General features: G+C 39.9%; 13 protein-coding genes. 10 read left to right on the forward strand and 3 right to left on the reverse strand.

The features are described from left to right. The first annotated feature begins 292 nt into the window (after positions 1–292). From murQ to ACFSUL_RS13350, 4 genes are all read left to right on the forward strand, one after another. Positions 293–1,195, forward strand: a complete 903-nt coding sequence (murQ, locus tag ACFSUL_RS13335) for an N-acetylmuramic acid 6-phosphate etherase (RefSeq protein WP_377936181.1) — start codon at positions 293–295, stop codon at positions 1,193–1,195. Between the two features lie 307 nt (positions 1,196–1,502). After that, positions 1,503–2,366, forward strand: coding sequence for a MurR/RpiR family transcriptional regulator (locus tag ACFSUL_RS13340; RefSeq protein WP_377936183.1), 864 nt, complete (start codon positions 1,503–1,505; stop codon positions 2,364–2,366). Positions 2,367–2,403: 37 nt separating this feature from the next. Beyond that, positions 2,404–3,765, forward strand: coding sequence for a PTS transporter subunit EIIC (locus ACFSUL_RS13345; protein WP_377936185.1), 1,362 nt, complete (start codon positions 2,404–2,406; stop codon positions 3,763–3,765). Further along, complete coding sequence (locus ACFSUL_RS13350) at positions 3,762–4,769, forward strand: MupG family TIM beta-alpha barrel fold protein (RefSeq protein ID WP_377936187.1); 1,008 nt, start codon at positions 3,762–3,764, stop codon at positions 4,767–4,769. The genes ACFSUL_RS13345 and ACFSUL_RS13350 overlap by 4 nt, the downstream gene beginning before the upstream one ends. A gap of 125 nt (positions 4,770–4,894) precedes the next feature. Here the strand turns inward: ACFSUL_RS13350 and ACFSUL_RS13355 are convergent, their stop codons facing one another. From ACFSUL_RS13355 to ACFSUL_RS13365, 3 genes are all read right to left on the reverse strand, one after another. Continuing rightward, on the reverse strand, positions 4,895–5,593 hold the full coding sequence (locus tag ACFSUL_RS13355) for a Dph6-related ATP pyrophosphatase (protein ID WP_377936189.1): 699 nt from the start codon (positions 5,591–5,593) through the stop codon (positions 4,895–4,897). A 437-nt stretch (positions 5,594–6,030) separates the two neighbouring features. Next, on the reverse strand, positions 6,031–6,915 hold the full coding sequence (locus ACFSUL_RS13360) for a hydroxymethylglutaryl-CoA lyase (RefSeq protein ID WP_377936191.1): 885 nt from the start codon (positions 6,913–6,915) through the stop codon (positions 6,031–6,033). A 119-nt stretch (positions 6,916–7,034) separates the two neighbouring features. Beyond that, entirely contained in the window at positions 7,035–7,694 is a 660-nt protein-coding gene (locus ACFSUL_RS13365; RefSeq protein ID WP_071411849.1) for a GntR family transcriptional regulator, read from the reverse strand. A 243-nt stretch (positions 7,695–7,937) separates the two neighbouring features. Here ACFSUL_RS13365 and ACFSUL_RS13370 point away from each other — a divergent pair, with 243 nt between their 5' ends. From ACFSUL_RS13370 to ACFSUL_RS13395, 6 genes are all read left to right on the forward strand, one after another. Beyond that, positions 7,938–9,140: a CaiB/BaiF CoA transferase family protein gene (locus ACFSUL_RS13370; protein WP_377936193.1), complete on the forward strand. Its 1,203-nt coding sequence runs from the start codon at positions 7,938–7,940 to the stop codon at positions 9,138–9,140. Further along, positions 9,124–10,584 (forward strand): 3-isopropylmalate dehydratase large subunit, encoded by a 1,461-nt coding sequence (leuC, locus tag ACFSUL_RS13375; RefSeq protein WP_377936195.1) that lies wholly within the window; start codon positions 9,124–9,126, stop codon positions 10,582–10,584. The genes ACFSUL_RS13370 and leuC overlap by 17 nt, the downstream gene beginning before the upstream one ends. After that, positions 10,584–11,189 (forward strand): 3-isopropylmalate dehydratase small subunit, encoded by a 606-nt coding sequence (gene leuD / locus ACFSUL_RS13380; RefSeq protein WP_377936197.1) that lies wholly within the window; start codon positions 10,584–10,586, stop codon positions 11,187–11,189. The genes leuC and leuD overlap by 1 nt, the downstream gene beginning before the upstream one ends. A 66-nt stretch (positions 11,190–11,255) precedes the next feature. Then, positions 11,256–11,516 (forward strand): hypothetical protein, encoded by a 261-nt coding sequence (locus ACFSUL_RS13385; RefSeq protein ID WP_377936199.1) that lies wholly within the window; start codon positions 11,256–11,258, stop codon positions 11,514–11,516. Next, positions 11,513–13,027 (forward strand): sodium:solute symporter family protein, encoded by a 1,515-nt coding sequence (locus ACFSUL_RS13390; protein ID WP_071411854.1) that lies wholly within the window; start codon positions 11,513–11,515, stop codon positions 13,025–13,027. The genes ACFSUL_RS13385 and ACFSUL_RS13390 overlap by 4 nt, the downstream gene beginning before the upstream one ends. A gap of 98 nt (positions 13,028–13,125) precedes the next feature. After that, positions 13,126–13,722 (forward strand): flavin reductase family protein, encoded by a 597-nt coding sequence (locus ACFSUL_RS13395; protein WP_377936202.1) that lies wholly within the window; start codon positions 13,126–13,128, stop codon positions 13,720–13,722. Positions 13,723–14,150 lie beyond the last annotated feature (428 nt).

Raw genomic sequence — 14,150 nt, forward strand, 5'->3', positions numbered from 1 at the left:
TAATTTCCTGGCTGTTTTCTAAAAGAAGGTTGTTGCTTTTAACAATCGTCGAAAATACAGAGTGGGTTAGAGCGGAAGGCAACGGTCCATTTCCCGCAAACACCAAACCTTACAAAAAAGCTAATTTCATAAGGGGAAGTCCCGTTACTTAAAGGTGACGGGCGTTCCTTTGTTTGTTTTGAAATAAAATTTTAAAATATATTAAAATATGTTGAACTTTTATTTCAGTCAAGTTATACTAAAAGCAGTTAAAGGAAAGAAAACAATGATCTTACAACATGGAGGATGAACAATGCAGCATAATTTGAAAGCGTTAACAACAGAATCGCGGAATGAGCGATCTATGCAAATTGATACTGCTCAGCCGATGGATATTTTACGAATCATGAATGAGGATGATAAAAAGATTGCCAAAGCGGTGGAGGATGTACTTCCTGATATAGAAGTTGCGGTTCAATATGTATTTGAATCATTTAAGCAAGGAGGAAGGCTCATCTATATTGGAGCTGGAACAAGCGGTCGATTAGGTGTGTTAGATGCAGTTGAATGCCCGCCGACTTTCAGTACGGACCCTGGCATGGTACAAGGAATCATGGCTGGCGGAGAAAATGCATTTGTTAAGGCGGTTGAAGGGGCAGAGGACAAACCGGAAGCCGGCGAAGAAGACTTAAGGAAAATTGGCTTAAGTGAAAAGGATACGGTAATTGGAATTGCCGCTAGTGGTAGAACTCCTTATGTGATTGGTGCACTCCAATACGCCCGCAGTGTTAAGGCGAAAGCGGTTGCGCTATCTTGTAATGAAAACGCGCTCATTAGCAAGGAGGCGGACCAAGCAATTGAGGTTGTTGTCGGACCAGAGGTATTAACAGGATCAACAAGGTTAAAAGCAGCTACCGCTCACAAAATGATTCTTAACATGATTTCGACTTCATCAATGATTTTACTTGGAAAAGCGTACGAAAATCTCATGATTGATGTTCATGTGAGCAATGAAAAATTAAAAGAACGCGCAATCAATATTATCATGAAGGTAACGGATGTCAGCTATGACCGAGCGCTAAAAGCACTAGAGGCTGCGGACCTTCAAGTGAAGATTGCTATCGTGATGATTAAAAAGAGTCTTACGAAAGAAGATGCAATTGCGCTTCTTGAACAATCCGATGGATATGTTCGCAAGGCCATTGAGACGGAGTAAATTCAGTGAATGGAAAAGGACGTTGAGCGTTAAGTAGTTTAGTTCTTGATGCCGATCAGTCAAAATTTAAGGCTGTTTTCTAAAAGTCTGTTGCTTTTGAAATGAGCTGGAAATACATTTTAAAAGCATTGAGCACCCTGAATACACGTAGACTCCCGTGGGAATAGTGGCCAAAGTGAGACCCCGCAGCGTAGCGAAGAGGCTCACGGGTCACCCGCGGAAAGCGAAGTGTATTCAGGCTGCGGGTTAAATAACAGTAATCTTTCCGAAAAGAGTCAAATGTAATGAAAAAGGTGGTGAGGTCAACATGATTACAGGCGGATTGAAAATCATTGAAAATATGTTAGGGCAGCTCCCAGAATCAGAACGGAAAATTGCTGAATACATTCTTGAATCTCCTTATGAAGTCGTAAATTGCACCGTTAGTGAATTAGCGACGAAGACACATTCAAGTGGTGCAGCTGTCATTCGACTTTGTAAATCACTTGGTTTTAAAGGGTTTCAAGATTTAAAGGTTCGAATTGTAAGCGATTTAGGGAAGCCGGTAGAACAGGGGTACAGAGATATTGAACAGGGAGAAAAGCCAGAGGACATTGTTCAAAAAACATTGAGCAATAGCATTCAAAGCTTGCGTGACTCGGCAGAAGTAATCCACTATGAAGAGCTAGAAAGAGTCGTTCAAGCTTTGCTAGCAGCCAAAAATATTCATCTTTTTGGTATTGGTGCTTCGCATATCATTGCCACCGATGCCCAGCAAAAGCTGCTTCGTATTAATAAGCCGGCCACTGCTTTTTCAGACACTCATTTAGTAGCGACTTTGATTGCGAACGCTGAGAAGGATGATGTTGTGTTTGCCATTTCCTTTTCAGGAGAAACACCAGAGGTTATCAATATTATGGCGCTGGCAAAGGAAAAAGGAATGAAAACGATTAGTTTGACAAAATATGGTCCGTCCTCGGTGGCTGCTTTAGCTGATATGAAATTATATACATCGTATTCAGCTGAAGCCCCTTTCCGAAGTGCCGCCACATCGTCTCGTTTAGCACAGCTCTTTATGATTGATATCTTGTTTTTAAGCATGGCAACCGAACAATATGGGGAAACCATCGATTACATTGATAAGACAAGAGGAGCTATACAATTTTTAAAAGATCAACCATCAAATAAATAGAGATTCCTATTTTAAAAATAATGGGGGGGAACCAAACATGGCTGGAGAAAATAAAGTCCTTGCTGAGAAAATATTAGAACAATTAGGTGGAGCGGCGAATATTGGGTCTTATACGCATTGTATGACTCGACTTCGCATCACTCCGAATGATGAGTCGCTTGTCAATAAAGCAGAAATTAAAAAAATTGATGGAGTTATCGGATTTGTTGAGGAAGAAACGCTGCAAATCATTCTTGGACCCGGGAAGGTAAACAAAGTAACCGAAGAGTTTGGGAAATTAATCGAATCATCAGGGGAAATTAATTTAAAAGATCGTGCAGCAGAAGTCAAAGGAGAATTAAAGAAAAAGAATGCGACGCCGTTTAAGCTATTTTTACGTAAAATTGCCAGTATCTTTATTCCGTTAATTCCTGCGCTTGTAGCGTCAGGATTAATTACAGGGATTTCAAAAGCGGTCATTCAGGCTGGTTGGCTATCCGGTGAATCACAACTCGCGACGGTTTTAACTGTTATTGGGGGAGGGCTATTTGCTTACCTTGGAATTTTGGTAGGGATTAATGCCGCCAAAGAATTTGGAGGTTCACCAGCATTAGGTGGTTTGGCTGGGATTTTAATTATTAATCCAGCGGTCGCTAATATTACGTTGTTTGGAGAAGAATTAATTCCCGGACGTGGTGGACTTATTGGAGTTCTGTTAGCAGCTATTTTTATTGCATTTGTTGAAAAACGAGTACGTAAATTTGTGCCTCAATCACTTGATATTATTGTAACACCTACGGTTGCCCTTTTAATTACTGGAATTTTAACATATTTAGTCTTTATGCCAGTTGGCGGATTTATTTCGGATATTATTACAAAAGGTTTACTTTCTGTTTTAGATATGGGTGGAGTTGTTGCAGGATTTGTTCTTGGATCGACTTTCTTACCATTAGTTGTAACAGGATTGCACCAAGGATTAACTCCTGTACATTTAGAGCTAATTAATACCATTGGTGATGATCCGTTGTTACCAATCTTGGCAATGGGTGGAGCAGCTCAAGTTGGTGCAGCATTTGCTATTTACCTTAAAACAAAGAAACCACGTCTTAAAAGAGCGATTGGTGGGGGACTACCATCTGGAATTTTAGGAATTGGTGAACCACTTATTTTTGGAGTGACGTTACCACTTGGACGTCCGTTCTTAACTGCATGTTTAGGAGCGGGAGTAGGTGGAGCTTTTCAAGCCTATTTTGATATCGCTACCATTGCAGTTGGTGTGTCTGGCTTACCACTTGCGTTCCTTGTTAACACAGGAGAAATTCTCCTTTATTTAATTGGTGTTCTTGTTGCTTATGTAGCCGGTTTCTTCTTTACTTACCTATTCGGGTTTAAAGATGAAATGGCAGGTGAATTTGATTGATTGGGATTTCATTTTATTTGAATGATCCAATGGCAGAAGAACGAATCATTCAAGCAGGAAAAATTGGTGTGAAGCGAGCGTTTACCTCGCTTCACATTCCTGAAGAATCAGGTGATCTAGCAGTCCGTGCGAAACGGTTATTGCAAGTAGCAAAGGATAATGGATTCGAAGTTTTTGCAGATGTTTCTTATCATACTCCTGCTCATTTAGGTATTTCTAGCCTATTTGAGTTGAAAGAGTTAGGCGTTACAGGCCTTCGGTTGGATGATTTCTTTGACCATGATCTTATTGTCCGGTTGGCAGATGAATACAAAATTGCGATCAATGCGAGTATTTTATTTGAAAAAGATATAGAGCGGCTTATATCTAGCGGATTGAAAACAGAGCAGTTAATTGGATGGCATAATTTTTATCCGCGACGAGAGACAGGGTTAAGTGAAGAATTTTTCCGTCAGCAAAATCAACTGTACAAGCGTTTTACTATCCCGATCAGTGCATATGTTCCTGGCGAAGGCGAGAAAAGAGGACCACTCTTTGAAGGATTGCCAACACTTGAACATCATCGAAATGTTGATCCATTCTTGGCGGCGCTAGAGCTGTTCCGAGAAGGGGTGGCAGATGTTTATATTGGAGACCCTGACCCTGGTAAAAGCTTACTAGAAAAGCTTGTGAAGTTTGACCAAGAAGGAATAATTACGATACGTACGGAAAGCGGATTTCATCATCATGGGAAGTTTCAGTTAAGGCTGGATCTTTCAAGAGATGTGCTTCGCTTCATGAATACAAGAACAAAAGATGCTGTCGAGCCTTCGCAAACAGGTAATCGAACAACTGGAACGATTACAATGGACAATGACCTGTATGGACGTTATCGTGGTGAAATCCAAATTACTTTACGTGATTTGCCTGCAGATGAGCGCGTCAATGTTATTGGCAAGGTGCGTGCGGACGATTTACCATTGCTATCGTATAGTAGACCAGGAATACTTGTTGAACTTGTTTGATGAGGAAAAATGTATACAAAAAAACTAATCCGTTGAATAATATGGATTAGTTTTTTGTATGTAAGGTAGGAAAGCTGAAATATTGCTGCCACCTTCAGTGTTTGAGCTTGTGTTAACCAAGAAACTTAGTCAGGGACCGATCTACTATTCTTGTCTTGGAGTTGATATTTTTTGAATTCCAACTTTTTCGTCGTTTCTAGTTCGATTATATCTGGGGCATCAAGAAGTATTTTTTGATTAAATAGCGGTCCGTCATAAACGAAAGTATGATATTCGCCCGACTCTCCCATTGGGCATAGATTCTGATTTTTGATGTCATGCAAAAAGGAATCATCAAGCTGTCTTCCAAGCCAAGATTCATCGAGTAGATCATCTCTGACACGAATTACTGTCGCTTTATACCCTGAATGGATGAACGTTTCTAACGCATTTAGCGCATCTTTCTCTTCCATCCATAGTGGATACACAGCTTCAAGTTCCGCTTCTGCAGCCACCTTTTCTCCCCAATCACGATGGCCATCTAAATATAGATCACCATACGCAATACCTGTAAGCTTATATTTTTCCTTATATTCCTTTAAGGAATGCACAAAGCTTTCCGTATAGTTTTCGAATGTGCAAGAGATAAAGTGAACAGGAATTCCTAATGCCTCACTTTGTAGCTTGAGCATTTCTAGTTTTTCACCATGTCCAAATGTTCTTCCTATCTCTTCAGGTACAGTCGTAACCAAGCAAGCAATCTCCATTCCTTGCTTTATCAAAACGTCCAGAGCAAGGCAACCATCTTTTCCTCCGCTCCAAGATAGAGCTAATCTTTTTTTCACTTTTATCCATCCTAACTTCTTATTTGTTTAAAGCTGTTTGTATGAAAAAAGTATGTTTAAGCATTGCAAAATCGTTTAGGCTAACCAAAATGAATTGATTCTATACCACTTTGGCACTAAACTTGCTTTTTTTATAGTAGATGATGGCGGCTTGGTTTCAGCCTTCATGTGAGTTTTTCGTAAAGATTGCTGTTGTTTAGCTGAAAACTAAGTTGGACCTACTGAGTTGATTGGAGCGGAGGGCACTTGACTCCTGCGGGAGGAGAGGAAAGTGGGAGACCACGCAGGCGAAGCCAAGGAGGCTCCCATTCCTCCCCGCGGAAAGCAAGTGCCCGTAGCGGAAATCAACGGGCTGAATTTATAAGTAAAAACAACAATCTATGAGAAAACAGCCTTATTTAAAGACCGTATTCAAAGCCGGTTCGTAAATACGAGTATTATGCAATACCCGCCTTCATTAACATCCCATCAAGCGGTCGGTCCATGTTCTTCTCCATCCATTTGGCGGTTTCAAGTAGCTGCTGTAGGTCGGAGTTTGTATTGACGCCCATGCCGTGGAACATATTAACCATGTCTTCTGTACAAACATTTCCAACTGCTTTCGGTGCAAATGGACAACCTCCCAAACCTGCAATGGAAGAATCGAATCTACGGACACCAGCTTGATAGCCTGCTAGAATATTAGCAAGGCCAAGACCACGTGTGTTGTGGAAATGAAGGCCGACTGATAAATCGCTTCCAAATGTATCGTTAAAAGACTCCATCACCTTTTGTACTTGGGTTGGATTCGCCATACCAGTAGTGTCTGCAAGTGTAATTTCAGAACAGCCAGCATCTAAAAACGTTTCTGCAACCTTTAAAACACGAGTTAATGGTACCTCTCCTTCAAAAGGGCATCCGAAAGCGGTACCGAGTACACCTGCTACGCCTTTGTTTGCTTCGACACCTTCTGTAATGACCTTCGATAACTCTTCGACAGCCTGTTCGACAGTCCTTTTTGCGTTTCGTAAGTTAAACGAATCACTTGTTGTCGTGACGACATGCAGAAAATCTACATCCGTTTTTAATGCTCGGTTAAGACCAGAACGGCTTAAAACAAGTCCACCATATCGAACATCTTGTCTTTTCGGGAGAAGTTTTAGTACATCTTCGGCATCTGCCATTTGTGGCACTACTTTCGGATTGACGAAGGAAACAGCTTCAATATTTCTTATTCCAGCATCAATTAACCGCTTAATCAAGTCTACTTTTGTTTCCGTCGGGATAATCTTGCATTCATTTTGCAGCCCATCACGTGGACCGACTTCACATATTTCAATCATTCTAACTCCTCCTTTTTTCATTTCATGGCTATAGAGTTGGAAGGGACATATAAAGTGGGAAGAGGTTTCTTCCACAACCTTTATCTCGGTTTTGCTAGACGAGTTGCGTAACCCAATGATTATTTTAATAGATGGCTATTCTTGATTTTTTCTAGATGTGTTAACACATGGTCACGCCCTTGATAAATGTGTTCGTGCATGGCTATTCGTGCACGATCAGGTTCCTTATTTTTAATGGCATTCAGAATAATTTTATGAACTTCGAGTGATTGATGTAATTGAAAATAGTTATACCAATAAAAAGAACGGAACACGATTGGAACGACTACTACTTTTGATATATGAAAATGAATGTGATCGTTTTTGGCGGCAGTAACAATAGCCTCATGAAATTGTTGGTTCACATCCACAATATCCGTAATACTATTAATATCTGCTTCGGTATATTCTGCTATTGCTTTTTCGTATAATACATTGGCTGTTTCCATTTTCTCTATATCTTCCGTTGTTCTATAAACCGCAGCTTGACTTGCAGCATATCCTTCGAGTAATGTTCTGAGATCATAAATCTGTCTAATATCTTCATTTGTAAACTGTCGCACGCTTACCCCACGTTTTAAAGGGACGACAAGCCCCTCTGCTTCTAGTTGTTTAATTGCTTCTCGTACAGGTGTCCTGCTCAAGTTTAATTCTTTGGCAAGTGATTCTTCGGCAAGTCTCATTCCGGGTGTGAATTTCCCATTAATGATGGAATCTTTTATAAAATTGTAAGCATCCATATAAACACCTCACCGCTATTGTATACAAAAGAGATTGCAGTATCAACAATATTCTGAAAATAACGGTAAATTTAGTTAAAAATAACGATTTATAAGGGAATTTTTAATTGGTTATTGACTTCTTGTATACAAACGATTAAATTTGTATACAAGATTAAGAAAATTTAGATTTGTATGTAAAAATACTATTGGAATCAACGACAAGTAGTCCATGTCATTACAAACTAAGAGGAGGTATTACATATGTCTGAAAATCGCTTACCTTTAGAAGACTTACGTGTGATTGAGCTAGGAACATTAATAGCAGGGCCATTCACCGGAAGATTACTCGCTGACTTTGGAGCAGAGGTCATTAAGGTAGAACCACCTGGAAAAGCAGATCCAATGAGAAGTTGGGGAAAAACAAAAGATGGTGTTGGCCTTTGGTGGCCGATTCAATCAAGAAATAAAAAATCAATTACGTTAAATTTACGGGAAGAAGCGGGGCAAGAAGTATTAAGAGAACTCGTAAAAGAAGCAGATATTATTATAGAGAACTTTCGCCCGGGAACGATGGAGAAATGGAACCTCTCTTATGAAACACTGTCTGAAATTAATCCAGGGTTAATTATGGTCCGAACTTCTGGTTTTGGACAAACAGGTCCGTATAAAGATCGAGCTGGATTTGGAAGTGTAGGAGAGGCGATCGGGGGCCTTCGCAATGTAACAGGATTTCCAGATCGACCGCCATCCCGAATAGGTGTATCTATTGGTGATACGCTAACAGCATTATTTGCCTCGATTGGTTGTTTAGTAGCTGTGCATGAAAGAGAGCAATCAGGAAAAGGACAAGTGGTCGATACGGCATTATATGAATCAGTATTTTCGATTATGGAAAGCATCATTCCTGATTATTTACTTGCTAGTTATGTAAGAGAGCGTATGGGGAATATTCTCCCTGGTGTAGCGCCATCGAATATTTATTTTACAAAAGATAAGACCTATATTGTCATCGGGGCTAATGCAGATGGTGTATTCCGAAGACTGGCAGAGGCAATGGAACAGCCAGAGTTAGCCGATGATCCACGATTCTCTACACATCATGCAAGAGGAGAGAATATGAAACTATTAGATTCTTTAATTGAGGAGTGGACAAAGTCTTTACCAGCGAAAGAGATACTCAAAATTCTTGAGGAAAAAGGAGTACCATCCGGATTAATGTATACAGCGAAAGAAATCCTAGAAGATCCGCACTACAAAGAACGTGAAATGATTATAAACGTAGACCATCCACAATTAGGGGATTTCCCAATGCCTGGAGTGGTTCCGAAATTAAGTCGTACACCAGGAAAAGTAAAAGAACCAGGAGCAGAAATAATGGGTAAACATAACGCAGAAATTTACGGAGAACTACTTGGATATAGCGAAGAAAGATTAGAAGAATTAGCGAATGCCAAAATCATATAAGAAAAATAAGGAGGGGAAAACAGTGGGGAAAACATTATATGAAAAGATTTGGGAGAAACATATTGTTCACGAAAAAGATAACCAGCCAGCAATTCTTTTTATTGACCTTCATTTAATTCATGAGGTAACATCTCCGCAAGCATTTGAAGGATTAAGAATAAATAGTCGTGGAGTGAGGCGACCAGATTTAACGTTAGCGACGATGGACCATAGTATTCCAACAACGGATCGCTCTTTACCGTTTAAAGATGAAGTGGCGAAGAAACAAGTAGATGCGTTAGAAAAAAACTGCAAAGAATTCGGTATCCAGTTATTTGACTTGAAAAGTCGCAACCAAGGAATTGTCCATGTTATTGCTCCAGAATTAGGCGTTACCCAGCCAGGTCAAACAATTGTGTGCGGGGATAGTCATACATCCACACACGGAGCATTTGGAGCACTAGCTTTTGGGATTGGAACGAGTGAAGTAGAACATGTTTTAGCAACGCAAACACTAAAACAATTCCAATCCAAAACATTAGCAATCAATATCGATGGAGCGCTTCCAAAAGGGACGACAGCAAAAGATTTAGTCCTTTCAATCATCGCAAAATTTGGACACGATTTTGCAACAGGCTACGTTATTGAATACCGTGGAGAAGCGATTAAAAATCTCTCCATGGAAGGAAGAATGACCGTCTGTAATATGACAATTGAAATGGGTGCAAGAGCCGGATTAATTGCACCGGATGAAAAGACATTTGCCTATCTAAAAGGGAAACAATACGCACCAAAAGGATCGGAGTGGGAGGAAGCGCTGACCGAGTGGAAGTCGTTATATTCCGACGAGGATGCGCAGTTTGATTTGTCGATTGATTTTGATGCATCAGAAGTGGAACCGCAAGTAACGTGGGGAACAAACCCTGGACAAGGTACAGGAATTACAGGATCCGTTCCAATACCAGAAGAACTGCCTGCTGATCAAAGAAAAGCAGCGGAAAAAGCGTTACAGTATATTGGATTACAACCGAATACTCGTATTACAGATATTGAGATAGACAAAGTCTTCATCGGATCGTGTACCAATAGTCGAATCGAGGACTTGCAAAGAGCGGCGAATATTGTAAAGGGATACAAAGTGGCGGAAAGTGTCAATGCTTTAATCGTTCCTGGTTCCCAACTTGTAAAACTTCAAGCGGAGCAAGAAGGACTAGATGAGATTTTCAAAGAGGCTGGTTTCGAATGGCGTGAAGCAGGGTGCAGCATGTGCCTTGGGATGAACGAAGATATTGTTTTACCGGGTGAACGTTGCGCTTCTACTTCTAATCGAAACTTTGAAGGAAGACAAGGAAGAATGGCTAGAACTCATTTAGTAAGTCCTGAAATGGCAGCGGCTGCCGCGATTAAAGGTCATTTTGTCGATGTTCGAACATGGAAAACGAAAGAGAGCGAGGGGGTAAAATAATGACTTCATCATTTGCAAAAGTGACAGGAACTGTTGCACCACTTGACGTAGCCAATGTTGATACAGATGCCATTATTCCAAAACAATTTCTAAAAAGGATCGAAAGAACAGGGTTTGGTCAGTTTCTCTTTTATGATTGGCGTTTTGAGGGGGAAAAGCTAAAAGAAGACTTTGTTCTTAACAAAGCAGAATATCGAGAGGCACCGATTTTACTGGCCCGTAAAAATTTTGGATGCGGCTCGTCACGGGAGCATGCTCCATGGGCGATCAATGACTTTGGTATCCAAGTAATTATTGCACCATCATATGCAGATATATTTTATAACAATTGTTTTAAGAATAAAGTATTACCGATTGTACTAAGTGAAGAAGAAGTGGAACAACTTTTCCAAAAAACAAACGAAAGTGGCTATCAATTAACGATTGATTTAGAGAATCAAAAAGTAGTAGATAATGCCGGTTTTCAAGCTGAATTTGGTGTAGATGAGTACCGAAAACAACTACTCTTACAAGGGTTAGATGAAGTTGGTGCTACACTACAATTCGAAGAAAACATTAACTCCTTTGAGAAAAGTCATAAAATCTATTATCAACTAGAAAAGTAACAAAAGGAAATTTTTGTGTCTTTTATTTTCTGAAAAGGTAGATAATTATGCAAGGGAGGAAGCGAAATGAAAACTGGGCAAATAAAGGAACCGATAAGGAAAAAGTGGATTTGGATTGTTCTTATTTTAAACATTCTAGCGATTGTTCCGTGGTATTTTCCCAAAAATGCTGTGGAACCGTTTATTCTAGGGTTTCCATTATGGGCATTTGTTTCTACTTTTTTCTCCATCGTATTCTGTGGAATTCTCAGCTGGCTTTGTATTAGTCAGTGGAATATCGTTGAGGAGCAGGAAGAAGCGGAAAGCGGGAAGGGGGATAAAGCGTGAGCGATTTAATTTTTGCTGGAATGGACGGAATTATTATTCTATCAGTCTTTGCGATTGTTATGCTTGTCATCGGTTATTTGTCTGGACGAGGAGAAAAGAACTTACACCATAGTTTATCTGGCTACTACTTGGCAGGAAAAAATTTAGGATTTATTGCATTGTTTTTCACGCTTTATGCAACACAATATAGTGGAAACACAATTGTAGGCTATGCACCATCAGCCTATCGAACAGGATTTTCGTGGCTCCAATCGGTATCATTTATGACAATTATTATCGGAGTCTACCTATTGTTTGCTCCAAGACTTTACGTTGTTTCCAAGCGCCAAAATTTTGTTACCCCAACAGATTGGCTCCAGTTTCGATTTAAGTCGAAAGCCGTCACGCTTCTTAGTATTTTCCTCATGTTATGGGGGTTAGGAAACTACTTACTAGAGCAATTAGTCGCGATTGGACAAGCTGCATCAGGAATGACTGGAGGTACTATCCCTTATCAAATTGCCGTTATTGTCTTTGTTGTTGTTATGTTAGTGTATGAATGGTTAGGTGGAATGAAAGCCGTTGCCTTCACGGATGTTATGCAAGGAGTTATCCTTATGATCGGTATTATCGTCTTTCTTATCGGAGGCTTGTACTTAGTTGGAGGAAGCTTTGCAGATGTTACCCATTACATTAATGAATTAGAACCTGTAAAAACAGCTGTACCTTCTGCTGAAGTATCAATTAACTGGTTTAGTATGCTGTTACTTGTCGGATTTGGTGCAAGTATTTATCCGCATGCGGTGCAAAGAATCTATTCTGCTCAAAGTGAAAAGACGTTGAAAAAGTCATTTTCCCGTATGGCATGGATGCCACCTATTACAACAGGACTTGTATTTTTAGTCGGACTTATCGGGATTATGCTGTTCCCTGGGCTTGATACATCAGGGTCTGAGCAATTAGTTGGACTAATGGCCAACGAAATTGCAGCGATTAATCCTTTTTATTATTGGGTAATGATTATCTTCTTCGGTGGAATTGTAGCAGCTATCGTTTCCACTGCTGATTCCGTACTGTTGAGTTTTTCTTCCTTATTATCAAATGATGTGTACGGAAAATTTATTAATCCTAATGCTACAGAACATAAAAAAGTAATGGTAGGGAAAGTAGGCGGAATTGTTGCAGTCATCTTATTACTATGGCTTGCTTGGAATCCTCCTGGTACATTGTATGAGATTTTCGTGTTAAAGTTTGAATTGTTAGTACAAGTATTCCCTGCCTTTGTCCTTGGCCTGTATTGGAAACGCTTAAATGGAAGAGCAGTCTTTTGGGGAATGCTGATTGGTGCCATTTTAGCAGGAATTCTTACCTTTACGGGGTACAAAACAATTTATGGAATCCACGGTGGCGTCATCGGCCTTGCTTTAAACTTTGTCATTTGTGTCGGTGGATCCTTACTTACCCCATCTGTTAAGCAAAGTCGAAAGCAGGAAGAAGACCTTGCGTCATTGGACATTGATGTAAAAGCGTGATGGAATTGTGAAAGAGGTTTTGTCCAGATTTTGTGACAGTCAAGGATGATCCAATCACACCAATCTAATGAAAAAAGAAACAAAGGAGATTTCTACAGATGGAATTTAATCCAACCGAATTAGCAGAAAAAGAAGTATACAAACTATTATCCGGGTCGGTTGTTCCTCGACCGATTGCCTGGGTTTCCACGATTTCAGAAGAAGGAGTGCTCAATCTAGCTCCCTACAGTTTTTTTACAGTAGCGTCAAGAAACCCGCCGATGCTTTGCATTTCCGTCGGCCCGGGAGTAGGGGAGCGAGAAGGTACGGTAAAAGATACACTTACTAATATTCGTTCACAAAAACAATTTGTTATCAATGTCGTCAAATCATCTCTTGGAAACGAAATGCAAAAAAGCTCAGAAAATCTACCGAGCAATGTTGATGAATTTGAAGCGGCTGGCCTTACTCCTATTGATAGCAGTGTTGTCAAACCGAAACGTGTGAAAGAAGCACCTATTCAAATGGAATGCGAGCTAGAGCAAATTGTTCCACTCGGGAGCGACCATTTAATCATTGGAAAAATGGTTCGCTACCACATCGAAGAAGACTATTATTTAGGAAACTATAAAATAAATCTTGAAAAACTGCAGCCGCTAGGGAGACTTGCTGGAAACTTTAGTGAGAATAAGGAGTTTTTTAAGCTACCAAGGTAAGTAGTAGACGTTGCGTTTACCATACTAAAATTTTGTTCTTAGGTAGGGGCTGAATTCAATAGTTTTATACTATTAATACTAATAAAAAAGCTTGTAGAGAGTATGGTACTGTTCTACAAGCTTTTTTATACAGGGGATTTAGGCAATAAATATTAAAATGATTTTCTCCATTCTTCCATTTCTTCTTGACCAAGGTCTGTCCTTTTCGGCGTTAGCTCTGCCGCTAAATCTTCTTTTACCATTTCTATTGCACTATTCTTCTATCCTTGATTTCTCGTTGTCCTTTTATTGCGTTGATTTGGTAGCTTCAAAATTAGTTCTGCTTCATCATTTGCTAAATAGATTAAACGTGGCTGTAAGCAGATACATAATGGTAAAAGCACCCAATAAATATGCGCCTAGATAGAGTATCATTTCCATCAAGTATC

Origin of the sequence: Bacillus seohaeanensis (assembly GCF_042684945.1) — a bacterium.
In the GTDB taxonomy this organism is placed as follows: domain Bacteria; phylum Bacillota; class Bacilli; order Bacillales; family Bacillaceae_B; genus Rossellomorea; species Rossellomorea seohaeanensis.

Bases quoted from the DNA above. Each gene is read 5' to 3' on its own strand.
- murQ (WP_377936181.1), top strand. From the start codon at position 293: ATGCAGCATAATTTGAAAGCGTTAACAACAGAATCGCGGAATGAGCGA.
- ACFSUL_RS13340 (WP_377936183.1), top strand. From the start codon at position 1,503: ATGATTACAGGCGGATTGAAAATCATTGAAAATATGTTAGGGCAGCTC.
- ACFSUL_RS13345 (WP_377936185.1), top strand. From the start codon at position 2,404: ATGGCTGGAGAAAATAAAGTCCTTGCTGAGAAAATATTAGAACAATTA.
- ACFSUL_RS13360 (WP_377936191.1), bottom strand. From the start codon at position 6,915: ATGATTGAAATATGTGAAGTCGGTCCACGTGATGGGCTGCAAAATGAA.
- ACFSUL_RS13365 (WP_071411849.1), bottom strand. From the start codon at position 7,694: ATGGATGCTTACAATTTTATAAAAGATTCCATCATTAATGGGAAATTC.
- ACFSUL_RS13370 (WP_377936193.1), top strand. From the start codon at position 7,938: ATGTCTGAAAATCGCTTACCTTTAGAAGACTTACGTGTGATTGAGCTA.
- leuC (WP_377936195.1), top strand. From the start codon at position 9,124: ATGCCAAAATCATATAAGAAAAATAAGGAGGGGAAAACAGTGGGGAAA.
- leuD (WP_377936197.1), top strand. From the start codon at position 10,584: ATGACTTCATCATTTGCAAAAGTGACAGGAACTGTTGCACCACTTGAC.
- ACFSUL_RS13385 (WP_377936199.1), top strand. From the start codon at position 11,256: ATGAAAACTGGGCAAATAAAGGAACCGATAAGGAAAAAGTGGATTTGG.
- ACFSUL_RS13395 (WP_377936202.1), top strand. From the start codon at position 13,126: ATGGAATTTAATCCAACCGAATTAGCAGAAAAAGAAGTATACAAACTA.